The sequence below is a fragment of the Erythrobacter sp. SN6-5 genome (genome assembly GCF_057364945.1).
In genome coordinates, this window is record NZ_CP200282.1 from 1,754,051 (window position 1) to 1,776,691 (window position 22,641).

The following is a 22,641-nucleotide window of genomic DNA, read 5'->3' on the forward strand; positions in this document are numbered from 1 at the left end:
GGTATATGACCAATCTCGTCCGCCATCCGGTTCACCGCGCTCTTACCCGTCCGCAAATGTTTGCTGGCGTCACGATGAACTTTTTCATCATCAATCTGATGGTGACGACGATTGCATTTTTGATCCTCAAAAACTGGTGGATCATGATCGTGCCGGTGGTCGTGCACGTAATCGGCTATTTTTCTTCGCTTCGCGAACCGCGCATTTTCGACCTTTGGATTACTAAGGTTTCCAAGTGTCCGCGGGTCAAGAATTACAAGCGGTGGGGCTGTAACAGCTACGCTGCGTAAGGCCTGACAAGGAGGGCCTACTATGGTGAAATGGATTGGACCGGCAAGCTGGAGCGCTAAAGAGGCGCTGGCTGGCGCTCGTCTGCCATATGCGCGGCTGATCGATGAAAGCACGGTTTTGCTGCGCGATGGATCGGTGATGACCGCGATCCAGGTGCCCGGCTTGCTGTTTGAAACCGAGGATTCCGACGCGCTCAATGCCCATGCAGCGACGCGCGAGGTGATGCTGCGCTCGACCTTGGATGCGCGCTTTGCGCTCTACCACCATGTCATCCGCCGTCAGGTTGAGGTTGATCTGGAGGCACACTTTGCCGATCCGCTGTCGCGCCATATTGACCAGCGCTGGAAAGAGCGGCTGGCGGGCGGTTCGCTGTTCATCAATGACCAGTTTATCACGCTGATCCGTCGCCCCGCGCGCGGCAAGGCCGAGCCTTGCAGAGCGTTTTTCACGGATGTGGAGCCGCACCGGGCAAAGCGAACTCGAAGCTGATATCAAGGACGTGCGCAGCCTGAAATCAGCCGCCACGGGCCTGGTCGCATCGCTTTCTGCCTACGGTGCGAGCGTGCTTGCCGATTACTCCGTGCCCGGCAGTGATGGCACCAATTCAGAAATGCTGGAGCTGCTCTCCGCGCTCTACAATGGCGAGATGCGTCCCGTGCGCCGCCCGGCTGAAGACACTGATATCGGCCATATGCTGCCCTATCGCCGCGCCAGCTTTGGCCTTGATGCTATGGAGCAACGTGGCTCTGGCCAACCGGATTTCTCCGCGATCTTGGGCCTTAAAGACTATCCCGAGGCGACCTCTCCCGGTCTGCTCGATGGCTTGCTGCGCCTCCCATATGAGATGATCGTGACCGAGAGTTATGCGCCCAACGAACGCACGACCGCGCGGGAGCGGATTGATCTGGCGCTGCGGCGCCTGCGTTCCGTCGATGAAGAAGCGGCGGCAGAGCGCAATGATATGCTGGCGGCGCGCGATGCGTTGGGCAATGGCGCGGTCGGATTTGGCGATCACCACCTTACCGTGCTGGTCCGAGAGCGCAGTCTTGATCGGCTGGACGATGCAACGGCGGCCTGCGCCGCAGCGCTGGCGGATACCGGTGCGATTGCAGTGCGCGAAGACACCAATCTGGAACCTGCATTCTGGGCGCAATTCCCCGGTAATGAGGAATATATCGTGCGCCGTGCACTCATTTCCTCGGCCAATATGGCGAGCTTTGGCAGCTTCCACGGCTTTGCCTTGGGCCAGGCCAGCGGCAATCATTGGGGCGATGCGGTCACTTTGCTGGAGACGACCAGTGCGACCCCGTTCTTCTTCAATTTCCACCACGGCGATCTTGGCAATTTCTCGGTCATCGGGCCATCTGGTTCGGGCAAGACGGTGGTGATGAACTTCTTGGCGGCGCAAGCGCAAAAGTTTAGCCCCCGGACCATCTTGTTCGATAAGGATCGCGGCGCGGAACTGTTCGTGCGCGGTATTGGCGGGCGCTATGACCGCATCTGCGCCGACGAGCCAACCGGGTTTAATCCGCTGTCTTTGCCGGACACGCCGACTAACAAGGCATTCTTGCGCGATTGGCTGGCGGTGCTGCTCGATGCAGACGGGCCAGAGGAATTCGCAACGATCAGCGCGGCTGTCGATGCGGCCTATGCCAATGATGCGGGCTTGCGCCGTCTGCGCCACTTTAAGGAGCTGCTGGCCGGGGCAAAACGCCCTGAGCCCGGTGATCTGGCCGACCGCCTGTCGGCATGGATTGGTTCGAACGACGCGTCAGAAGACGCAGAAGGCGGCGAGCATGCCTGGCTGTTCGACAATGAGCAGGATAGGCTCTATCTCGATCATCGCGTGCTTGGTTTTGACATGACTGCGCTGCTCGAAAACCCGCGCCTGCGCACGCCAACCATGATGTATTTGTTCCACCGCGTCGACGAACGGCTCGATGGGCAGCCAACCATGATCCTGATCGACGAGGGCTGGAAGGCGCTCGATGATGAGGTGTTCGCCGCGCGTATCCGCGATTGGCTCAAGACTTTGCGTAAGCGCAATGCTCTGGTCGGATTTGCCACACAATCCGCCGCCGACGCGCTGGAAAGCCGCATTTCGACCGCTTTGGTCGAGCAGACCGCGACCATGGTGTTTATGCCAAACAGCAGAGCGCAGGCTAAGGATTATTGCGAGGGCTTTGGCCTGACCGAGCATGAGTTGGCGCTGATCCGCACATTGCCAGCCCATTCGCGCTGTTTCCTTGTGCGCCAGCCCGATGCGAGTGTGGTTGTCCGGCTCGATCTGTCTGGCGCGCCTGAGGTGCTTACTGTCCTTTCTGGCCGTGAAAGCTCCGTGCGCAGGCTTGACCTGCTGCGGGAGGCAGTTGGTGACAAGCCAGAGGATTGGTATCCGGCGCTGACCAATCATGCCTGGCCTGACGGACCGAGCTTCGATTCCGATGACGCACAAGCCGTGCGATTGGCGGCCGAATGACGGCCAATTGCGACACTGTTGCCGAGAATATGGGCACTGGCGTTGCCGCCGCTTTAACGGCGGTGGATTGCATCGCCAGTGAAGTGACGGGCGACGCCTTTGGGCGCTTGTTTGCCTCGGGCGGGTCGCTGGCGACGGTGCTGACAATCTTGCTTACGCTCTATGTTGCGTTCTTCGGGATCAGTCTGCTGCTCGGGCGTTCCAATCTTAGCATTCGCGCGCTTACTCCGCGCATCCTCACCATTGGCTTGGTGCTGACCTTTGTGACCAGCTGGGTCGCCTATCAAAGCGTGGTGTGGAACATCGCCGTTGGTGGGCCAGACTGGCTGGCGGGTATTCTCACAGACAGCGATGGTTCCGCAACGCAGACCTTCGCGACCAAGCTCGATATCGTGTTCCTGGCCGTGCAAGACGCCAGTACGGGCGAAGTTGATATCAGCGCGTTCTCGCCGCCCGGCATGATGTGGCTCGGCGCTATGCTGCTGCTGCTCGGTACCGTCGGCCTGCTTGTGACGGCACGCATTGGCCTCGCACTGCTCGTGGCGCTGGGGCCGATCTTCGTAGTTATGGCGCTTTTCAATGGCACACGCGGCCTGTTTGTTGGCTGGCTCAAAGGCGTAGTGATGCTCGCGCTGACTCCACTGTTCGCGGTGCTCGGCGGATCAATCATGCTGGAGCTTGCCGTGCCAATCCTCGCCGCTTTGGTGGCTGTACCGGGCGAGATTGATCAGCAGGCCGCCATGGCGTTCTTCCTGGTCGGTGCGGTCCATGTGGCGCTGATGATCATGACGATCAAAGTCACCTCCACCATGGTCGCCGGATGGCAGGTGTTCGGCTTTGCCCAGAATGTTGAGGTTGAGAAGGGCCGCGACATGACAAGCATGCCGCCTCAGCCGCAAGTGACGGTCGCCGACAATCGGAACGCGCAAACTGCGCCAGTTGGCGCGACTGGCCAACGCCGGATTGATATGCCGACGATCACAACCATCACCGCCGCCAATGACACGGGAACGGCCAGTGGTGCTACAGTGCGCGAGACCCGCGTGTTCGCGACCAGTTCAGGCGGAGGCGTGCAGAACGCTCCGCTCAATCCATCCACGTCACGCACCCATGGGATAGGCAATCGCTTCCGTCCCGCACATTCGCGTAAACCGGAGACGACAAAATGATCCGCGCGCCGAAATTCCGGCTTCCGCTTGCAGCCCTCGCATTGGGCCTCATGCCTATCGCCGCTGCGCCTGCCGTCGCGCAGGACTCGCGCCTTGTCACCATGGTCTATGATGAGACCCAGGTGGTGCGCATTTCTGGCAAGCCCAAAGTCCAAGCCACGATCAAGTTTCGCGATGACGAGACGATCGAGAACGTTGCGATTGGCGACAGCCAAGCCTGGCAGGTCACGCCCAATAAACGCGCGAGCCTGCTGTTCGTGAAGCCGCTTTCGGCCAATGCCAGCACCAATATGACTGTGGTGACGACCAAGCGCACATATCTGTTCGATTTGGTCGCAAGTCCGCGCAACAAGCCGCTCTATGTCCTGCAGTTTAGCTATCCGGAGGCTGAGGCCGCTGAAGAAGCGGAGCGGCTTGCGCGGCTGGAGCGGGAAGAGCGCGAACGCGCCAGCGCAGCGGAATTGGCGGCGGCCAATGATCCATTCGCGGTGAGCGATCCATCGCGGCTCAATTTTGAATGGGCGAGCGAAGGCGACAAGGAACTGGTCCCGACCCGCGCCTATGATGATGGCGACACCACGTTCCTGACCTGGCCTGATGGCACGACCATTCCGGCAATCCTCGTGACCAACCACAAAGGCGATGAAGGCCCAGTCAATTTTACCGTTCGCGGGGACACTGTGATCGTGGAAGGCGTGCCGACACAGATCATTTTGCGCTCTGGCGAAGACAGCGCAGTTTTGACCAACACCGGGCCGATCCGATCGGTCGATCTCGGGGCGCTCAACGATAATGCTGCGCTTGCCCGACTTAGCACCAACACGGAGGTGAAGTGATGCGCCTTGCCATGCGAATGCCGCCCAAGAAGAGGCCAAACGGCGCGGATGCAAATTCTGACGCCAATGTTGATCCGCGCGATGGCGAGTCGGCAGAGATCATCGATCTTGCCAGCCGCAATGGCTTTCCCGCTGTCACAGAGCGCGCGTCCAAATCTGACGGATTGGGCCTCGCTTTGGGTGCGGTCATCGTCCTTGGCCTTGGCGCAGTTACGCTGTGGAGCATGGACGCTGCGCGCACCGGCACGGCGGAAACTGCTCCAGCGACCGTGGCTAGCGCGCCGCCGCCTGCGAGAGCGCCGGGAGCAGCCGCTCCTGTGAACGTTGCGCAGGTTGCGCTCGGCCAGAGCGCCGCGCAGCGACCCTGCGCCATCGCCAGTGTTTTCGAACAATCCCAATCGCGTGCTTGGCCCAGCGACCAATCCCTATGCGACGCCGACTATGGTGTTTGATGCCAGCGCTGCGGCAGGCGCTGCGCGTCTTGGTGAAGCCGTCGCACCGGCACCTATAGCGGCGACAGCTAGCGCTACCTCTGCACCGGGCGGCGCAGTAGGCTCTGCCAGCGAATTTGCCAGCCGCATCGGCGGTGTAGGCGGCGCTCCTGCTCAGGCGCAGCCAATGGCTAATCCAACCTCCACGGTGACCCAAGGTACCTTGATCCCGGCGATCCTCGAGACCGCTATCGACACCGATGTGCCGGGCTTTGTTCGGGCCGTCGTCAGTCAGGACGTGCGCAGCTTTGACGGCACCAAGGTGCTGGTGCCGCGCAGCTCGCGCCTCGTCGGGCAATATCAGTCCGGCGTCCAGCAGGGGCAAAAGCGTGCCTATGTCATCTGGACCCGCTTGATCCGCCCCGATGGCGTGTCGGTCAACATCGCCTCACCAGCGGTCGCCTTTGACGGCACCACCGGCCTGCAAGGCGATGTGAACAACCACTTCTTCCGCCGGTTCGGCTCTGCCATGTTGCTCTCTGTGGTTGGCGGTCTGTCCGCCATCGGCAGCGGCGGTGCATCGGTCGTCCTCGGCGGCGCAGGGCAGGGTGCGGCCAGCATTGCGGCTCAGCAAGACGGTGCGATCAGTCCGACGATACGCGTGAAGATGGGTGAGCCGATCCGGGTTTTCACCGCGCGCGATCTCGATTTTAGCACGGTTAACTGAGCTGATAGTGACTGCATGAGCGCAGAGATCCATCCTTTGGCCAATGACACTGGGCCAACCGCAGCGGCGACCGGCGAGCAGGCTGTACCTGCGCCGGGCGCGGCCATTATTGGCGAGCGCAGTGTCTATCTCGACGCCTATCTTGCGCCGTTTCGCCGCTGGCTGGACCGCGACACCGTAACTGAGATCATGGTCAATCAGCCCGGCGAAGTCTGGGTTGAAGACGCCTCTGACCCCGGTTTCAAGCGGATCGACGCGCCCGATATTGATGACCGGCTGGTTCAGCGTTTGGCAGAGCAGGTCGCGCGGGTTAGCCACCAGGGGATCAACCGCGAGCATCCGCTGCTTGGGGCGACCTTGCCAGACGGCGCGCGGATTCAGTTCTGCGGTCCGCCTGCCTCACGCAAGCATTGGGTGATGGCCATTCGCCGTCACCGTCGGCTCGACCTGCCGCTGGATGCCTATGACGCCGGGCCGCTCACGAGCGCGCCGGAAACGCCAATGCCGGACGCTCAGAACGAGCCGATTGCCTACCTGCGCGAAGCGATCCGCAATCGCCGCACGATTTTGATTTCGGGCGGTACCAGCACAGGTAAAACCACTTTCCTCAACGCCATGCTCGGCGAGATCCCGCGCGCAGAGCGAGTGGTGATGGTGGAAGACACTCCTGAGCTCAAATTCCCCGGCGAAAACTCGGTTGGCCTGGTCGCGGTGAAGGGCGAGCTGGGCGAGGCCAAGGTCACGGCCAATGAGCTGTTGCAAGCGGCGCTGCGCCTGCGGCCAGACCGCATTGTGCTGGGCGAATTGCGCGGCGCGGAAAGCGTCTCGTTCCTACGGGCGATAAACACGGGCCACCCGGGCAGTTTCTCGACGATCCACGCCAACAGTCTGACCGGCGCGCTTGAGCAATTGTCGCTGATGGTGATGCAGACTGGCATTGGCCTCTCCCGCACGGACACAATCGCCTATGCGGCGAGCGTCATTGACGTGATCGTGCAGCTGGGCCGTGATGCCAATGGCAAGCGCGGGATCACGCAAATCGCGGATTGCAGATCGTTGGTATGACAAGTTTGCGCGCTTGATTTACATCGCGGATATGTCCGGTAAATCAGCAGCATTCAAACTCTCAAGAATGGGGCGATGATGGGCAGCCAGCCAATCTCCAGCACTGACGACGTGCCCGCCGATCTTGGCCCGGATGACGCGGTGCCGCCGCACTCTGGCGAGGCGTACTTCAACCGCGAGCTGTCCTGGTTGAGCTTCAACGAGCGTGTGCTGGCCGAGGCTGACAATGCGAAATATCCGCTGCTGGAGCGGCTGCGTTTTCTCTCGATCTCCGGTACCAATCTCGATGAGTTTATGATGATCCGCGTGGCGGGTCTGGTCGGTCAAGTGCAGCGCGGCATCGCCCGGCCAGCGATCGATGGCCGCACCCCGTCACAGCAGCTTTCCGCCATTCGCGAGCGATTGGAAGTGATCTCCGATAACCAACAAAGAAGCTGGCGAGAGCTGCATCATTTGCTGAGCGATGCGGGGATTTCGGTGGATGAGGATCAACGGCTAAGCGATGACGCAAAGGACTGGCTTCAGACCTATTTTCGCGATGAAATCCTGCCGGTGATCACACCGCAAGCACTTGATCCGGCTCATCCCTTTCCCTTCATCGCCAATGAGGGAACCGGCGTGCTGTTCACGCTGAACCGCGATGCTGATGCTGAGCAGATCATCGAGATGATCCTGATTCCAAGTGGTTTACCACGCTTTATCCGGGTGCCGGGGGAAGGGGCGATCTATGTCTCGATCTCCAACTTGATCCAGCGCTATGCCAGCATGCTATTCCCCGGCTTTACGATCAAAGGCGATGGCCAGTTTCGGGTCCTGCGCGACAGTGATATTGAAGTTGAGGAAGAAGCCGAAGACCTCGTGCGCTATTTCCGCAGCGCGATCCAGCGCCGCCGCCGTGGCCGCGTGATCCAGCTGGAAATTGAAGAAGACTTTGATCCGCGGGCTGAGCAAATATTGCTCGAGCAGCTTGGAATTCACGAAGCTGCAGTGATCAAGACCGATGGTATTATCGGCATTGATGGGCTGGCTGAAATTGTCGAGGAAGACCGGCCAGACCTCAAGTTCGACAGCTACAGCCCGCGCTATCCAGAGCGTATTCGCGAGCATGATGGCGATGCATTTTCGGCCATTCGCGAAAAAGACATCGTAATTCACCACCCCTACGAGAGCTTTGAAGTGGTGGTCGACTTTATCAGGCAGGCGGCGGCTGATCCCGATGTCGTGGCGATCAAGCAAACGCTCTACCGCGCAGGCTCGCAATCGGCCGTCATCAACGGTCTGATCGCAGCGGCGGAAGCTGGTAAATCGGTAACCGCAGTGGTTGAGCTGAAGGCGAGGTTTGATGAAGAGCAAAACCTGATGTGGGCGAGCAAGCTGGAGCGCGCCGGAGTTCAGGTGATCTACGGCTTTGTCGACTGGAAAACCCACGCGAAAGTGGCGATGGTCGTGCGCCGCGAGGAAGAGGGGCTGCGCACCTATTGCCACTTTGGCACGGGTAATTATCACCCGATCACCGCCAAGATTTACACCGACCTGTCGTTTTTCACCGCTGACCCTCAGCTGGTTCGTGATGCGACGAAAATGTTCAATTTCATCACTGGCTATGTAGAGCCGGACGAGCTGCAGGCGCTGAAGATCGCGCCGATCAACCTGCGCGATGAGATTGACAGCCGGATCGACATCGAAATCGCCAATGCAAAGGCGGGTAGGCCCGCCGCAATCTGGATCAAGTGCAATCAGATCACCGATCAGGGGATCATTGACCGCCTGTACGAAGCGAGCGGGGCTGGGGTTATGGTTGAGTTGATAGTGCGCGGTATCTGCTGCCTGAGGCCCGGCATCGCGGGGCTGAGCGAGAATATTCGCGTGAAATCAATCATCGGGCGCTTTCTGGAGCACAGCCGGATTTACGCCTTTGCCAATGGCGCGCCGATGCCCGGCGAAGAGGCGCGGGTTTATATTGCATCAGCGGATCTGATGGAGCGCAATCTTGATCGCCGGGTCGAAACGCTGATCCCAATCACCAATCGCACCGTGCATGATCAGGTGCTGCAACAGGTGCTGCTCGCCAATATGCTCGACACAGAGCAAAGCTGGTGGTTGCAATCCGATGGCTCCTATGAACGTGTCGTAACAGATGCTAAGCCTTTTAATTGTCACCGTTATTTTATGACAAACCCGTCGCTGTCGGGGCGTGGGGGCGCATTGGAGGCGGGCGCTGTGCCGAAATTGTCGCTGCGAAGGGGCGGAACTGGATGACATTGAGAGCCAAGCGAGCGGATCGCGAGGGGGCGTTCTCTGGGAACAAAGCCGAACGCGCGATCATCGATGTGGGTTCGAATACGGTTCGTTTGGTGGTCTATGGCGGGACGATGCGGGCGCCGACTGTCCTGTTCAATGAAAAGGTAACGGCGCGGCTAGGACGCGAAATCTCCCAAACAGGCAGGCTGGCGGATGAAGCGGTGGAGCTCGCCATGCGGGGCCTAAGGCGCTTTGTGCTGCTGCTCGATGGCTTGGGGATTGAAGATATTGAGACGGTTGCCACCGCCGCTGTGCGTGATGCCGAAAATGGTCCAGAGTTCGTGGCGGATGTCCGCGCGTTGGGGCTGGATTTGCAAGTTATCTCTGGCGAGGAAGAGGCGCGGCTCAGCGCGAACGGTGTAATTGGTGCGTTCCCTCGCGCCCGCGGGGTGGTGGCCGACCTTGGCGGCGGCAGCCTGGAGCTGGTGAGCATAGCAGGCGGTGAGACAGGAGAGGCGACCTCACTGCCGCTCGGCACATTAAGGCTGCCCGAATATCACGCGGATAAGCAATCCGACATGCGCAAGGCGCTGCAAAAGAGGCTCAAGAAAGCTGGGTGGGGCGAGGCGATTGAAGCGCCGCTCTACTTGGTGGGTGGCACCTGGCGGGCGATGGCCGTTTACGCGATGCAGGAACGGGGCCATCCGCTGAGCGATCCGCACGCGTTTGAGCTCACAAAGAAAGAGGCGGTTGCGCTGGCCAAAGGGCTTGCCGATCAGTCGCCCGAAACCCTGAAATCGATTGACCGGATTTCCACCATGCGCTCGGAGAAACTGCCCGATGCGGCGGTTCTGCTGCAGGCGATGCTGGAGCAGTTGGAGCCGGAGCGGGTCGTCTTCTCGTCATGGGGCCTACGCGAAGGCTTACTGTTCGACGCCCTGCCGACGCATGGGAAAGAGCAAGATCCGCTGCTGGCCGGTGTTGCGGTGTTTGCGGTGCAGCGCGGCGCACCGCCGACCTTGGCAACGCAGATTGCGGGCTGGACGGCCGATGCCGCGCCGCTGGGCAAGCACGGATCAGAGCGGCTGCGCCTGTCCTCGACCATGCTGGCGCTGGCGAGCATGCAGATTGAGCCGAACCTGCGCCATCCGCTGGCGGTGGATTGGGCGATGCACAAGCGCTGGCTGGCGATTGATGGGCAAGGGCGTGCGATGCTGGCGGCGGCGAGTATGGCCAATGGCAATCACTGCAATCTGCCAGACGAATTGCATGCGCTGGCTTCCAAAAACGCTCTGGAAGAGGCGGTGTGCTGGGGCCTCGCCATTCGCCTGGCGCGGCGGATTGGCGGGCGCTCGCGGCGCTCGCTTCAGGTCAGCCGGTTGATGCTGGGCGAGAATGGCCTCGTCTTGCGGCTGGAGGACAGCCATCGCGACCTATTCGGCATCCCGACCGAGAAGGATTTGAAGTTGCTTTCAGACCGCCTCGGCGTCGATTTCACCGTAGAGATCGTCGATGATGGCGCGTTGCACCAGCCCGTTGGAAGTCAGGAGTAGCCTAGGGCAGGGAGGCGTTAAGCCTCTTGTTTCTCACTCGCAAAGGGGGAGAAGTTGGTCTCAGTATCGAACAGATCGACGCCTTCCGCGCTTTTCAGCTTGCCAACCACCAAATAGGTCACCGGGGTCAGTAAAGCCTCCCACAGAACCTTCAGCAGCCAATTGGTGATCATCACGGTGATCACCGCCTCAGTGCTCCAAATGCCGTAAAAGGCGATGGGGTAGAAGATCAGGCTGTCGACCCCTTGACCAACCACAGTCGAGCCAATCGTGCGGGCCCACAGCGCCTTGCCCTTCGTCCACACCTTCATCTTGGCCATAACGTAGGAATTAACGAATTCACCGGCCCAGAATGCGATGATCGAGGCGATCACGATCCGCCATGTGCTGCCAAAGACGGATTCGTAGGTTTGCTGGCATATCTCGCCGGGGATTGAGTCGCTGTCGCCTGTAAATTGCAGCGAGGCGCTGGCCGCGCATTCCCACCCAGCAAAGGCGGGCAGGCCGACTACAACATAGCTCATAAAGGCGAGGAAGATCATCGCCGCAAAGCCGGTCCAGATCACCCGGCGCGCTTTTGCAAAGCCATATATCTCGGTCAGAATATCGCCGATGACATAGCCGAGCGGGAAGAACAGGATCCCGGCGCCGTAGATAAACATCCCATCGGGCGCTGGCCACATGCCATCGGGCCAGAATGGCACTTCGACGAAGGTCAGTTTTGCCGCGCCGATGATGTTGGAGAGCAGCAGGATCGCCACAAAGGCGGCCATCACCAGGTCGTAATAGCGGAAAGTTCGCGGTGCTGTGCTGGTCGCAATCGGCCCGCTGGCCGCATTGTTATCCGGGTTATTCATAGCCGAAGTGCCTAACGCGATTTTACACCGTCGCAAAGCGCGCTATTGGGCGAATGCGCTTTCGAATTGCGATTGCTAAAGTGTTTGCAAAGAGCGTGCGCGCCCGTAGCTCATCTGGATAGAGCGCGAGACTTCTAATCTTGAGGCAGCAGGTTCGAGTCCTGCCGGGCGCGCCAGTTTGTAGATCATGCCGTAGGCTACTGCGCGAAAATTGCTGCATATGGCGGTCATTGCAACTCGTCGCTCATACCGCACAGCTGATACGGCTCATCGCTCTTGCCGCCATGACAGCGCGCCTTTCGACACCTGCTGTTCATGTGCTGAGCGACAATTTGCGCGCATTAATCACCGATAGGAGACATCCGATGACCCGTATGATTCTTGCCTCAATTGCCCTTGCCGGGACTATGATCGCGGCTCCGGTCGCCGCTCACCAGAAAGGGATTGTGGTCGACGGCTACCGCGTGCCGCTTTCGCCCAACAATGACAGCAACAAATGGTGGCTCGATTATCGGACTGACATCAGTGAAGCCAAGCGCGAGTTGGCGAGTGACCTTCGCCGGGCGACCGACGAAGAGGATCGCCGCGATGCCTATGAGGAATATCGCCAGGAAATTCGCGATGCGCGCCATGATTACCGCAAGGAAATGACTGAGCGTGGATATCGTGTTGCCAATTTTAAGCAGAATAATCGTCGGCTTGCGCGTAGATAAGTGGAAGGTGCGGGCTGGCACTGGCCTGCCAGCCAAATTTTTCTACCCGCGCTGAACGGTCTCCAGCAATTCCGCCGTGATCGGATAACCGGCGTCTTCCATGATCCGCAGCATTGGCTGATCATTGCTGTCGTCAACCATGGGAACGATGGTTTTGACTGGAATAGCCTCGGCCTGAGCGCGCGCTTCATCATAGCTTGCGAACAGAGCCAGGCGCTCCAGGTTCCGGCGGGTCGGGAAGATCAGCTTGATCTCGCCGCGTTCAGCCATGTCGAGCGCGCCCTGCGCACTGACCCAGAACAAACGCGTGTTTTCTGATTGATCCGCGGCGATCTCCACCTCGCCCGTGCCCAAATTGGCAAGGTAAAAGCGCGTGTCATAGACGCGGCTGATGTTCTCATTCTTGGGATACCAGCGGGCGAACGGCGTGATCTGATCAAGGTCGAGCGACCAGTCGAAGGCCTCAAGCACGGGTGCAAGCTCTCCCATCTCCAGCAGCATTGCCCGCGCATCGGCGGCCTTTGCCGCGTCAACATCGCCCGCAATTCCAAGCGCTAGGCCAGTTTCTTCGATGGTCTCGCGAACTGCCGCGATCTGATGTGCAAGCTCACTTACATCGAGTGGAGAGGTGAGCGTGCGGGCTAGTGCAAAGTCCGCATCATCGACGCGCCCGCCAGGGAACACCGCCATGCCGCCGGCAAACGCCATATTGCGCGATCGGACCGTCATCAGGGTTTCAGGAGCGCCGCCATTGCTGCTCTTGCGAAAGATAACGATGGTCGCGGCGGGGATGCCTTCAGGTGACTGCTGTGTGTGATCTGCCATTGCCTGCAGTGATGCCGGGGGCGGGGCGACTTGCCAAGCGTATTTGCAGCTTTGCTTGTCGGTATCTTTTACATTTGACCTTATGGTTAATCCGTAGAAACCATTTAACTGGCTGAAAAGGCCGCTCTTCGTGTTTTTGGCACGGTGGGTGCATAGTATTGTGTGCCCCTAGTGGTCTTCGATAAAGAGGTGAGGTCTTTTTTGGTCTCTTGGTTTCACCTCCCCGAAATTAGAAAACCCGCCTCGTTTGGTTCACGAGGCGGGTTTTTCGTATCTGGAACGTTTATATTCTGGCTTTCGCGCTCGCGGATGCGAGTGCGCAAACTTAAGAGGCTTCGGCCTTCGCGACCGCTTTTTCTTCCATCAGCTGTTGCAGTTCGCCCGCTTCGAACATTTCCATCATAATGTCGCTGCCGCCCAGAAATTCGCCCTTCACATAAAGCTGAGGGATGGTTGGCCAATCGGAATAGGTCTTGATGCCTTGGCGCACTTCCATGTCTTGCAGCACGTCGACGCTTTCATAGGCGACGCCGCAATGATCAAGGATCGCGATGGCCCGGCTGGAAAATCCGCATTGCGGGAACAGCGGCGTGCCCTTCATGAACAAAACGACATCGTTTTCGCTAACGATGTTGGCGATGCGGGCGTTTGTGTCAGACATAATGGCCTAAACCTTTGAAAAATGAACCATGGAAAATCGTATGGGGATTAGGTGGGAACCACGGTGGTGACTTGCAAGGCGTGCAGTTCGCCGCCCATGCGCTCACCCAGCGCCGCATAAACCATCTTGTGCTGCTGAACCCGGTTCTTGCCTGCAAATTGCGGCGCAGTGATGGTCGCAGCCCAGTGATCATTATCTCCGGCCAGATCGCGCATCTCCACCACTGCGCCGGGTAGCGCCGCAGTGATGAGCGCCTCGATGTCGGCCGCTGCCATAGGCATGCCGCTTAGCTCTCGCTCATCAATTGACGTTTTGCCTCGACGGCTTTTTCTTCCAGCTTTGTGCGAATGTCATCTTCGCTGACATTGCATTCCGCCGCGGTGAGATCACCCAGCAGCTTGCGAATCACATCTTCATCGCCGGCTTCTTCAAAGTCTGCCTGCACGACGGCTTTCTTATAGGCGTCGGTCTCTTCCTCGGTGAGGCTCATGAGGCCAGCGGCCCATTCACCCAGCAAGCGATTGCGACGCGCCGCCACTTTAAAGGCGGTTTCTTCGTCCATTGCGAACTTGGCTTCTTCGGCGCGTTCGCGATCTTTGAAATCAGTCATGTTAGTCCCCTCGGCCAGCGGCCCAAGAATTGAAATGTACCCAGGCAAAATAGGAGGCTGGGCGGCCTGCGGCAAGCGCGGATCGCGCGGCGTCTTCAATAAGCGTGCGCGAATTATGAATTTACGGCCTAGTCCATCGTCACCACGAGCTTGCCCACTGCCTCGCGGCTTTCCAGCTTGGCGATTGCCTCGCCTGCGCGCTCCAATGGGAAGGTTTCAGAGACCAGCGGATCAATCTTGCCCGCTTTCATCAACTCGAACAGCTCCTTGACCTGCTCGACGAATTTGGCCGGTTCGCGCGCTGTAAACGCGCCCCAGAACACACCGCAGATATCGCAGGATTTCAGCAGCGTCAGGTTCAATGGCATTTTCGCGATGCCCGCCGGGAAGCCGACCACTAGAAAGCGGCCCTCCCACGCGATTGAGCGCAGGGCTGGCTCGGAATATTGGCCGCCAACAATGTCATAGACGATGTTCGCACCTTCTGGGCCGCACGCGGCCTTAAATGCGCCGAGCGAGCTCTTTGGAGGCGGCTTTGTCCATTTCGTCGCGCGGATAAATCACAACCTCGTCCGCGCCAGCCTGCTTGGCGACTTCGCCCTTCGCTTCGCTGGAGACCGCCGCGACGACTTTCGCGCCAAACGCTTTTGCAAGTTCAACCGCAGACAAGCCAACACCGCCCGCCGCGCCCAGGATCAGGACCGTGTCACCTGCCTTGATGTGGCCGCGATCCTTCAACCCGTGGATCGTGGTGCCATATGTCATGAGCAGCGATGCGGCCTTCTCATAGGGTACGCCGTCTGGGATGGGGAACATGCGAGCGGCAGGCACAATGACCTTCTCCGACAATCCGCCATTGCCAATTCCGGCCATCACTTTGTCGCCGATGTTGTAGCCTTCCACGCCTTCGCCAACCGCCTCAACCACGCCAGCAAGTTCGCCGCCGGGTGAATAGGGGCGCTGCGGCTTGAACTGATAGAGGTCGCGGATCATCAACGTATCAGGATAGTTGATCGCGCACGCCTTTACGTCGACCAGAACTTCGTCTTTGCCCGGCGCTGGCACCTCAATTTCGTCGAGTTTCAGCGTTTCCGGTCCGCCAATCTCGTGTGTGCGTAGCGCTTTCATGCGTGTGTCTCCGTTCCTTGTGTCAGCCAGCTTTGCGAGGATGCGCGCTGGTTCTCATATGATTGAATGGCGTCTTTGCGCTCTAGCGTTAGCGCGACCTCGTCCAGCCCGTTCAGTAGACAATGCTTACGGAACGGATCGATATCGAACGCAAAGCGATCTTGAAACGGCGTTGTGACGGATTGCGTTTCCAGATCGATGTCGATCGGCTCGCCCGCTCGTGCGACCTCCAGCAAACGGTCAATCGCCGCTTGAGGCAGGACGATCGGCAGAATGCCGTTCTTCACCGCGTTGCCAGAGAAGATGTCCGAATAGCTTGGGGCGAGGACCGCGCGGATGCCCAGATCCAGCAGTGCCCAGGCGGCATGTTCGCGGCTGGAGCCGCAGCCAAAATTATCGCCAGCGATCAGAATTTGCGATCCGGCATAGGCGGGATCGTCAAATACATTGCCCTCGATCTCGCGAACGGTTTCAAACGCCCCTTTGCCTAAACCCTCGCGAGTGATGGTTTTGAGCCATTTCGCCGGAATGATAATATCAGTATCGATATTTTTCGCGCCATATGGGATCGCTTGCCCCGCGACATGCTGGATGGCATCCATTATTTTGCTGATCCTGGAAATGTTGGCAAGCGGCCGAGATGGCGAGGGTCATGCTGTATCAGCACGGTCGCATCGAGCGACTTTGCGATGGCATTGAAGCGTTCAAAAGAGGCCAGAGTGTCAGCGCGGTTGGTGTTGAATGATGGCACTCCGCGGTTCTCGATCTGCTCTTCGAAATGATAAAGATCCCCGGTCAGCAGAAGATTGCCGGTTTCGGGCAAGCGCACCAAAAGGCTGGTGTGGCCGGGGGTGTGGCCCGGCATCGCCTTCATGACGACTGACCCATCGCCAAAAACGTCATGATCGCCAGGAAACGCAACGACCTCTGCGCCTTCTTCACCAAGCCAGGCGGCGAAGGGCCGTGGATCAACCAGCGGATTGGGCTCTTTGGTTTCTTTCACCACGTCCCAATCACCGGCACCGATAAGCAAGGTCGAACCGGAAAAATCGCTGAGCTGGCCTGTGTGGTCGAAATGAAAATGGCTAACCCCAGCATAGGTCACTTGTTCTGTTGTCACGCCAATATCACTGAGCTGATCGGCAATCGAGCGCTCTAGCGAAAGGGTGGTGCCGCCTTGCGAAAGGCCAGTGCCAATAAGGCCTGACGGGAGGCCCGCGTCCCACAGCAAATAGCGGGTGCCATTGCGCAGCAGATAGCAGCTTGCGACCAGAGTGCGCGCTTTCCCATCATACAGGTGGGCGTCGGAAAATGCGGCTGAATCGCTAAATGCAATCGTTCCGCAATCAAGCCGCCATATCTCCAGATCGGGCTCTTCCTGAGCCTGTAGCGGAGATGCCAGCACGAATGTAGCAAGCACTGCTGCAAAGAGTTTCATAGGCCGTTTTCCCCTTGGTATAGCGGCGCTTAGTCTGTTTCCGGATTTTCGCCGGAGGGCACTTTGGGGGCCTCTGGCTTCTTGTCTTTGCTCTTGCGCTTGTTGGCATAGAGCAGCGCCGCTGCAACAGCGGCAGAGCCGATTGCACCGGCTGCGATGGCAGCTTTGCTTTTGGTGTTTTTCGTCATGATATCCTCATGGGAGCGGGAGGGCAGGCTTGCAAGGGATTGCGCGCAATATGTTCTCAGCTTCGGCTAGGTTGCAGGTGCTGGTTTGTCGACCTCAGTCTCGGCGGTGGTCCCGCAGGACATGCAAAAGCGGAAGAACGCCATTTTTCGGGTCTCGCAGCTGATGCAGCGATCGAACAAGGTCATGCCGCAATGGACGCAGAAATTGCTCTCGGTTCCCTCCATTTTTGCGATGGGCCGGTCACAGCCAGGGCACACGCTAGAAGACATTTTCTTAAACGCTTCATCGTGCGAGACGAGCTTGCGCCGCTCTTCCTCGGCCTTTTGCTCAACCTCTTGTCGCTGAGCGAGATATTGCCGCATATTCTTGATTAAGAAATGGCCCGCTGCAAATGTCAGGATAATGCCGACTCCGTAGCGAATATAACCGCCATAGCTCGGCAAATAAGGCACCAGTTCGACGAAGAAGACAAACACCGAGGCGAGCACAAACCCGCGTGAGATCGGCCAATATTCGCCCTTGCGGCGCTTCACGATCAGCCATGCGGCGATCCCCAGCATGGGCAGGGTGATGAGCAGTCTCAACCCGAACACCTGCAGCTCTTGCCAGAAATACGCCTGCTCATAGGCAGGCACGCCTGCGTCCTCGGCATCGTACAGCTGCTCTGAAATCGCGCTGCGGCGCTGGCTCAGCTCAGCCTCTTCGGTGTCGAGCGCGTTGATCGAGCTGCTTATGGAGCGCTCGTTTTGCTGCAATTGCTCAAGCGCGCGGGTGCGCGCTATAACTTCGGGATCTTGCGTCGGATCGGTTGTCGCAGAGCGGGTCTTGATCCACGCCTCAAACGTCTCTGTCGCGGATTGCTTTTCTTCCGCAGCTTGACGCTGCTGAATGCCAAGCAGTTCGCGCCGATCATCCAAAGCGGAGCGTTCTTCATCAAGCGCATTTATCTGACCGCGCAGCTGCTTTACCTCCGCGGTTTCAACATATTGATCGCGGTTCAGCTCAGCCTGGACCTGCGGCAGGTCGCCAATGATGAGATTGCCCAGGCCAACCAGAAAGGCGGCAAAGACAATCGAAACCAGCCACAGCACGCCCTTGTAGAGCCGCTCTGGAACCCGAATTCCCTTCATCACATCCATCGCTTGCTAACCCTCCCAATGCGAAGCCAATGCCTCGCGAAAACAGATCAATCAATCGCTTTGACGATCAAAGAAAGACATCGCTGCCCACTTTGCCTGGCTCCCGCCGGTGTGCAGCGTCGGCTTTGCCAAACCAATTCCGCCCATCGAGCGTGCGCGCCTCAATCCCCGTGATCTCGTCAGGTGCGAATAGCCGCATGTTCACGCCCACTCTGTCGCCGTCACAATGCTCTGTCAGCACCCAGTGGGTTGTAGCGCCGCATTCGCCGCAGAATTGCATTTCAACCGCAGGCTCTTTGTAGTCCTTGCGGCGATAGGCGCGGGTTGAACCAGCAACTTTGATCTCGCTCTCGGAGAAATATCCCCAAGCTCCGCCAGACTTCAGGCACAGCGAGCAATCGCATAGGTTTATGTATTCAGGCTGCCTCGTGATGATTAGACTCACGTTCCCGCAATGGCAGCTGCCCTGCATCACTTTAATGTGCGCACATCGGTCAGTCGCCCGGTCACAGCCGCCGCTGCAGCCATCGCGGGTGATAGCAAATGCGTGCGCGCACCGGGGCCCTGGCGGCCAACGAAATTGCGGTTGGAGGTTGAGGCGCAGCGCTCGCCCGGCGGGACCTTGTCAGGATTCATGCCTAGACAGGCGGAGCAGCCCGGCTCGCGCCACTCAAACCCGGCTTCCGTAAAGATGTGGTCTAGGCCCTCCTCTTCCGCTTGGCGTTTCACCAAGCCGGATCCCGGCACCACGATTGCCCATTTCACATTGCCCGCCTTGCGCTCAGCCATTCAGCACTTCGGCGGCGGCGCGCAGATCCTCGATCCGGCTGTTGGTACAGCTACCGATGAAGATGTTCTCAACGGGAATGTCGCTCATCGCCGTGCCCGGCGTCAGGCCCATATAGTCGAGGCTCTTTTGCGCTGCCTCTTGCTTGTCCTTATCGGCAAAGCTTTCGGGCGAGGGAACTATCCCTCCGATGGCGATAACGTCTTCGGGGCTGGTGCCCCAGCTAACCGTGGGTTCAACATCGCTGGCATCGATCACCACGCTCTTGTCGAATTCGGCGCCGGGATCGCTAACGAGCGAGCGCCAATATTGCACCGCCTCGTCCCAGTCCGCTCCCTTGGGCGCCATCGATCGTCCCTTGAGATAGTCGAACACCACATCATCCGCCGCGATCAGGCCAGCCCGCGCGCCCGCCTCTATGCTCATATTGCACACGGTCAGGCGTTGCTCGACACTCATTTGTTCGAACACTTGGCCGCGATATTCGATCACATAGCCAGACCCGCCCGCGGCGCCAATTTGCCCAATAATGTGCAAAATCAGATCTTTGGCGGTGATACCTGCGGAAAGTTCTCCTTCAACGCGAAGCTCCATCGTCTTCGATTTCTGGAGCAGCAAGGTCTGCGTTGCCAGCACGTGCTCAACTTCGCTGGTGCCGATGCCGAATGCGAGCGCGCCCAATCCGCCATGAGAGGCGGTGTGCGAATCCCCGCAAACGATCGTGGTGCCGGGTAGGGAGAAGCCTTGCTCTGGGCCAACGACATGGACGATGCCTTGTGCGTCATCCGCATCGCCAATGTAGCGAATGCCAAATTCCGGGGCGTTTTTTTCCAGCGCTTCCAACTGAGCGCGGCTTTGCGGATCGGCGATCGGGATTTTTGCGCCGCTCGCATCACGCCGCGCCGTGGTTGGCAGGTTGTGATCCGGCACGGCCAGGGTCAATTCAGGGCGTCGCACAGGGCGGCCTGCCAGCCGCAAAGCTTCAAACGCTTGCGGGCTTGTTACCTCGTGAACCAAATGCCGATCAATATAGATCAGCGACGTCCCATCCTCGCGCGTCTCAACAACATGCGCGTCCCAGATCTTCTCATACAATGTGCGTGGTTTGCTAGCCATACGGATCCGATTAGCGGCCTTGATGCAACACTTGCAAGCCGGACTGTGCCAGGCAGGCGGATAGTCATGGAAATAGTCATGGAAAAGACACCATTGTGTGTTTAACTTACAATCATGTCAGCAGTGCCCTTTGCCTTTCCGATTAAAGTCCTTCCCGAAGACATCGATTTCATGGGGCACGTGAACAACGCGCGCTATTTGAACTGGGTGCAGGATGCCGTTCTGGCGCATTGGAATAACCTTGCCCCGGCAGAGGAAATTGCTTCCAAAGCCTGGGTCGCTCTCAAGCATGAGATTACCTATCGCCGCCCAGCGTTCCTGGAAGATGATGTGATCGCGAACACGGTGCTGGAGCGCTATAACGGAGCGCGCGCATTCTACCGCACGGTTATTTCGCGGGGTGAGGAAGTGCTGGCCGAGGTGCAATCGAGCTGGTGCTGCATCGACTCGACCACCCTGCGCCCAGCGCGGATTGGCGAGCATATGCGCGAGTTCTTTTTCCCAGAGGGCGATTGAGCGGGGCGCTCGCCGCGAAGGCGAGTGATTAACCCCACTTCGCAGGGTCAAGTGCCAACAGTTCCGCCAGTTGCGCGTAAAGCGCTGGAATATCTCGCCGCAGCGCCTGCGGCTTTTCGAAGAAAGTGACGATCGCTTCCGCGAAGAACTCTTCGTGGTTGGTCGCGCCATATGGGTCGATCAAAGTTCGGTACCCGTTTTGAACCCGCTCCACGTGGTCGTTATATGCGTCCAGCATGGCCTTCTCCCAGCCTTCATATGCCTGCCCTTTGCGCAGGATGGGGATACCATTGGTGTGACCGGTTAAACTGTCCAATTGATGCGCGAATTCGTGGATCACGACATTGTGTCCGTCATGGGCATCAAGGCCGCCCTTGAGAGCATGATCCCATGACAAGACGACCGGTCCGCGGGTCCAGCTTTCGCCGAGCATGGTGAGGTCTCGCTCTTGGACGACGTAGCCGTCGTGCGTGTTGCGGCGGGTGCGGAAGGCCGAGGGGTAGATGAGCACGGTCCTGAGCGTGTCGTACCAGGCCGGGGTGTTAACGACGAGCAAGCAGGCCTGAGCGGCGATGGAAAGTTTCATGGCCTCATTCACTTCAAGGTCGTTCTGGCCATGAAATGTGATCTGATCGAGGAACAGATTGATCTTCCCTTCCAGCTTCAGTCGCAAGGGCTGGGGCAGTTGGCGTGTGATTGGCACCAATTGCCTGACCACTTCGCGCTGATCAGGGGTTAGCGGGGTCGCGAGAAGCCTTTTGCGCCGCTGCACCTTCGCAATGCGGCGATAGACTAGAAAGCTAAGCAAATGGCGCAATGACGCCTAGAAGTAGATAAAGCCCCATCTAAGCGAAATAGGGCGCGAGACACGCGTTTGTTAGATGTCATGCGTAGAGCGTTTGACCGGCCGCCAAATTTCAGCGACGTTGTAACGGGTTAGATGGGGAAGGTCGGCCGTATGATTTCACGTATCGGTTTTGCGATTTTATGTTCGGCGATGTCACTGCCTGCAAACGCGAACTCTCAAAAAGAGGACGCAGGCGAGGGCGCCCCAGTCCAGATAACCGATGAAGAAGCGACGGAATTGCAAGGCGCGTTGGAGCGCGGTCAAAAGCTTTATGCCTATGATCAGGCTGCATGGCACACTACCGATGCGATGTTTGAAGATATTGCAGACCCGGCTGGCGAAGGTATTCGCGGCTGGATCGTGAATGACATCGAAGCTGGGCTCGAAGTTGTCTTCATGAGGGGCACCGATGACGGCTTCGAAGCCGTTTGGTCGGCATTTTTCAGTGAACAGAAAGTCACCGATGCCAAGACTTACGAACCGGGCGAGAGGCCATTGTCCGAGTTTGAGGCCGCCCTCGCGAATGCGAGCAAAACTCCATTGAACGCAGAGATGCAGCGTTGTTCGCGCAAGCCTTTCAATACTGTTGTATTCCCGACTGGAAAGGCAGGCGGTGGTTTGTATGTCTACTACCTCGTGCCGCAAGAAACGCTCGATGCGGTCCCGCTTGGCGGCCATTATCGATTTGAAGTACTGGACGGAAAGGTAGTGAATAGTCGTAAGTTCACCAACAGTTGCATATCCCTTGAGAATGGCGAAAACGAAGACGGCAACCGTCCAGAAGCGCTGATGATTTCTCATCTACTGGATGATGTTCCTACTGAAATCCATGTGTTTTCCATGTTTGCTGCCGGTTTACCCCTATATGTTTCGACCATTGAGAATAAACGTGTTTGGGCTGTCGAGGCATCGAGCGGACAGGCAAGGGCTCGTATAATCAGATAAGCGGTCTGTTGATTTCCGTTTCAGTCCGAATTGTTTATACGCAACCTCAATGTCTCCAACTGCGTACCTAATAGCGTA

The 22,641-nt window shown here is 58.5% G+C and carries 22 protein-coding genes, 1 tRNA gene and 3 pseudogenes; 13 read left to right on the forward strand and 13 right to left on the reverse strand.

The genetic code is table 11. The features are described from left to right. The first annotated feature begins 5 nt into the window (after window positions 1-5). The 9 genes and pseudogenes from AC0V6Z_RS08695 (at window position 6) to AC0V6Z_RS08735 (ending at window position 10,792) form a co-directional block, all read left to right on the forward strand. Entirely contained in the window at window positions 6-290 is a 285-nt protein-coding gene (locus tag AC0V6Z_RS08695) for a VirB3 family type IV secretion system protein (protein ID WP_472638133.1), read from the forward strand. Window positions 291-312: 22 nt separating this feature from the next. Next, window positions 313-2,770, forward strand: a pseudogene (locus AC0V6Z_RS08700) (VirB4 family type IV secretion/conjugal transfer ATPase). Continuing rightward, complete coding sequence (locus tag AC0V6Z_RS08705) at window positions 2,767-3,939, forward strand: TrbL/VirB6 family protein (protein ID WP_472638134.1); 1,173 nt, start codon at window positions 2,767-2,769, stop codon at window positions 3,937-3,939. The pseudogene AC0V6Z_RS08700 and the gene AC0V6Z_RS08705 overlap by 4 nt, the downstream one beginning before the upstream one ends. After that, window positions 3,936-4,775, forward strand: a complete 840-nt coding sequence (locus AC0V6Z_RS08710; protein ID WP_472638135.1) for a TrbG/VirB9 family P-type conjugative transfer protein — start codon at window positions 3,936-3,938, stop codon at window positions 4,773-4,775. The genes AC0V6Z_RS08705 and AC0V6Z_RS08710 overlap by 4 nt, the downstream gene beginning before the upstream one ends. Further along, window positions 4,772-5,227: a hypothetical protein gene (locus tag AC0V6Z_RS08715; RefSeq protein WP_472638136.1), complete on the forward strand. Its 456-nt coding sequence runs from the start codon at window positions 4,772-4,774 to the stop codon at window positions 5,225-5,227. The genes AC0V6Z_RS08710 and AC0V6Z_RS08715 overlap by 4 nt, the downstream gene beginning before the upstream one ends. After that, a complete protein-coding gene (locus AC0V6Z_RS08720; RefSeq protein WP_472638137.1) occupies window positions 5,154-5,933 on the forward strand; it encodes a TraB/TrbI/VirB10 family type IV secretion system protein in 780 nt (259 codons plus the stop codon). Before AC0V6Z_RS08715 ends, AC0V6Z_RS08720 begins: the two co-directional genes overlap by 74 nt. A 15-nt stretch (window positions 5,934-5,948) precedes the next feature. Continuing rightward, complete coding sequence (gene virB11 / locus AC0V6Z_RS08725) at window positions 5,949-6,998, forward strand: P-type DNA transfer ATPase VirB11 (protein ID WP_472638138.1); 1,050 nt, start codon at window positions 5,949-5,951, stop codon at window positions 6,996-6,998. Window positions 6,999-7,076: 78 nt separating this feature from the next. Further along, window positions 7,077-9,257: an RNA degradosome polyphosphate kinase gene (locus AC0V6Z_RS08730; RefSeq protein WP_472640878.1), complete on the forward strand. Its 2,181-nt coding sequence runs from the start codon at window positions 7,077-7,079 to the stop codon at window positions 9,255-9,257. Beyond that, window positions 9,254-10,792, forward strand: a complete 1,539-nt coding sequence (locus tag AC0V6Z_RS08735; protein ID WP_472638139.1) for a Ppx/GppA phosphatase family protein — start codon at window positions 9,254-9,256, stop codon at window positions 10,790-10,792. The genes AC0V6Z_RS08730 and AC0V6Z_RS08735 overlap by 4 nt, the downstream gene beginning before the upstream one ends. Window positions 10,793-10,809: 17 nt before the next feature. Here AC0V6Z_RS08735 and AC0V6Z_RS08740 read toward each other — a convergent pair whose 3' ends face one another. Continuing rightward, window positions 10,810-11,649 carry a queuosine precursor transporter gene (locus tag AC0V6Z_RS08740; RefSeq protein WP_472638140.1) on the reverse strand — a complete coding sequence of 280 codons (840 nt, stop codon included), beginning with the start codon at window positions 11,647-11,649 and terminating at the stop codon, window positions 10,810-10,812. 99 nt (window positions 11,650-11,748) lie between these two features. Between AC0V6Z_RS08740 and AC0V6Z_RS08745 the strand changes: the two genes are divergently transcribed. Both AC0V6Z_RS08745 and AC0V6Z_RS08750 read left to right on the forward strand, forming a co-directional pair. Further along, window positions 11,749-11,825 (forward strand) — tRNA-Arg (locus tag AC0V6Z_RS08745). 189 nt (window positions 11,826-12,014) lie between these two features. Further along, window positions 12,015-12,362: a hypothetical protein gene (locus AC0V6Z_RS08750; protein WP_472638141.1), complete on the forward strand. Its 348-nt coding sequence runs from the start codon at window positions 12,015-12,017 to the stop codon at window positions 12,360-12,362. A gap of 42 nt (window positions 12,363-12,404) precedes the next feature. Here the strand turns inward: AC0V6Z_RS08750 and AC0V6Z_RS08755 are convergent, their stop codons facing one another. The 11 genes and pseudogenes from AC0V6Z_RS08755 to leuC form a co-directional block, all read right to left on the reverse strand. Further along, a complete protein-coding gene (locus AC0V6Z_RS08755) occupies window positions 12,405-13,187 on the reverse strand; it encodes an NUDIX hydrolase (RefSeq protein WP_472638142.1) in 783 nt (260 codons plus the stop codon). A gap of 325 nt (window positions 13,188-13,512) precedes the next feature. Then, on the reverse strand, window positions 13,513-13,848 hold the full coding sequence (gene grxD, locus AC0V6Z_RS08760; protein ID WP_472638143.1) for a Grx4 family monothiol glutaredoxin: 336 nt from the start codon (window positions 13,846-13,848) through the stop codon (window positions 13,513-13,515). 47 nt (window positions 13,849-13,895) lie between these two features. Continuing rightward, a complete protein-coding gene (locus AC0V6Z_RS08765; RefSeq protein WP_472638144.1) occupies window positions 13,896-14,129 on the reverse strand; it encodes a BolA/IbaG family iron-sulfur metabolism protein in 234 nt (77 codons plus the stop codon). A gap of 5 nt (window positions 14,130-14,134) precedes the next feature. Beyond that, a complete protein-coding gene (locus AC0V6Z_RS08770) occupies window positions 14,135-14,458 on the reverse strand; it encodes a DUF1476 domain-containing protein (RefSeq protein ID WP_472638145.1) in 324 nt (107 codons plus the stop codon). Between the two features lie 128 nt (window positions 14,459-14,586). After that, window positions 14,587-15,586 (reverse strand): annotated as a pseudogene (locus AC0V6Z_RS08775) (NADPH:quinone oxidoreductase family protein). Next, window positions 15,583-16,188 carry a 3-isopropylmalate dehydratase small subunit gene (gene leuD, locus AC0V6Z_RS08780; RefSeq protein WP_472638146.1) on the reverse strand — a complete coding sequence of 202 codons (606 nt, stop codon included), beginning with the start codon at window positions 16,186-16,188 and terminating at the stop codon, window positions 15,583-15,585. The pseudogene AC0V6Z_RS08775 and the gene leuD overlap by 4 nt, the downstream one beginning before the upstream one ends. Then, on the reverse strand, window positions 16,188-17,024 hold the full coding sequence (locus AC0V6Z_RS08785; RefSeq protein WP_472638147.1) for an N-acyl homoserine lactonase family protein: 837 nt from the start codon (window positions 17,022-17,024) through the stop codon (window positions 16,188-16,190). The genes leuD and AC0V6Z_RS08785 overlap by 1 nt, the downstream gene beginning before the upstream one ends. Window positions 17,025-17,053: 29 nt before the next feature. Further along, on the reverse strand, window positions 17,054-17,212 hold the full coding sequence (locus tag AC0V6Z_RS08790) for an isopropylmalate isomerase (RefSeq protein ID WP_472638148.1): 159 nt from the start codon (window positions 17,210-17,212) through the stop codon (window positions 17,054-17,056). A 66-nt stretch (window positions 17,213-17,278) separates the two neighbouring features. Continuing rightward, the gene (locus AC0V6Z_RS08795; protein ID WP_472638149.1) at window positions 17,279-18,343 is read right to left on the reverse strand and encodes a zinc ribbon domain-containing protein; all 1,065 of its coding nucleotides are present in this window, start codon (window positions 18,341-18,343) and stop codon (window positions 17,279-17,281) included. Between the two features lie 76 nt (window positions 18,344-18,419). After that, window positions 18,420-18,824: a GFA family protein gene (locus AC0V6Z_RS08800; RefSeq protein ID WP_472640879.1), complete on the reverse strand. Its 405-nt coding sequence runs from the start codon at window positions 18,822-18,824 to the stop codon at window positions 18,420-18,422. Beyond that, a pseudogene (leuC, locus tag AC0V6Z_RS08805) lies at window positions 18,824-20,255 on the reverse strand (3-isopropylmalate dehydratase large subunit). Before leuC ends, AC0V6Z_RS08800 begins: the two are co-directional and overlap by 1 nt. Before the next feature lie 114 nt (window positions 20,256-20,369). Here leuC and AC0V6Z_RS08810 point away from each other — a divergent pair. Next, the gene (locus tag AC0V6Z_RS08810) at window positions 20,370-20,771 is read left to right on the forward strand and encodes an acyl-CoA thioesterase (RefSeq protein WP_472638150.1); all 402 of its coding nucleotides are present in this window, start codon (window positions 20,370-20,372) and stop codon (window positions 20,769-20,771) included. Between the two features lie 28 nt (window positions 20,772-20,799). Here AC0V6Z_RS08810 and AC0V6Z_RS08815 read toward each other — a convergent pair whose 3' ends face one another. Continuing rightward, the gene (locus AC0V6Z_RS08815) at window positions 20,800-21,579 is read right to left on the reverse strand and encodes a M90 family metallopeptidase (RefSeq protein WP_472638151.1); all 780 of its coding nucleotides are present in this window, start codon (window positions 21,577-21,579) and stop codon (window positions 20,800-20,802) included. A gap of 150 nt (window positions 21,580-21,729) precedes the next feature. On the opposite strand from AC0V6Z_RS08815, the gene AC0V6Z_RS08820 reads away from it, so the two are divergent. Beyond that, window positions 21,730-22,563: a hypothetical protein gene (locus tag AC0V6Z_RS08820; RefSeq protein WP_472638152.1), complete on the forward strand. Its 834-nt coding sequence runs from the start codon at window positions 21,730-21,732 to the stop codon at window positions 22,561-22,563. The last annotated feature ends 78 nt before the right edge of the window (window positions 22,564-22,641 follow it).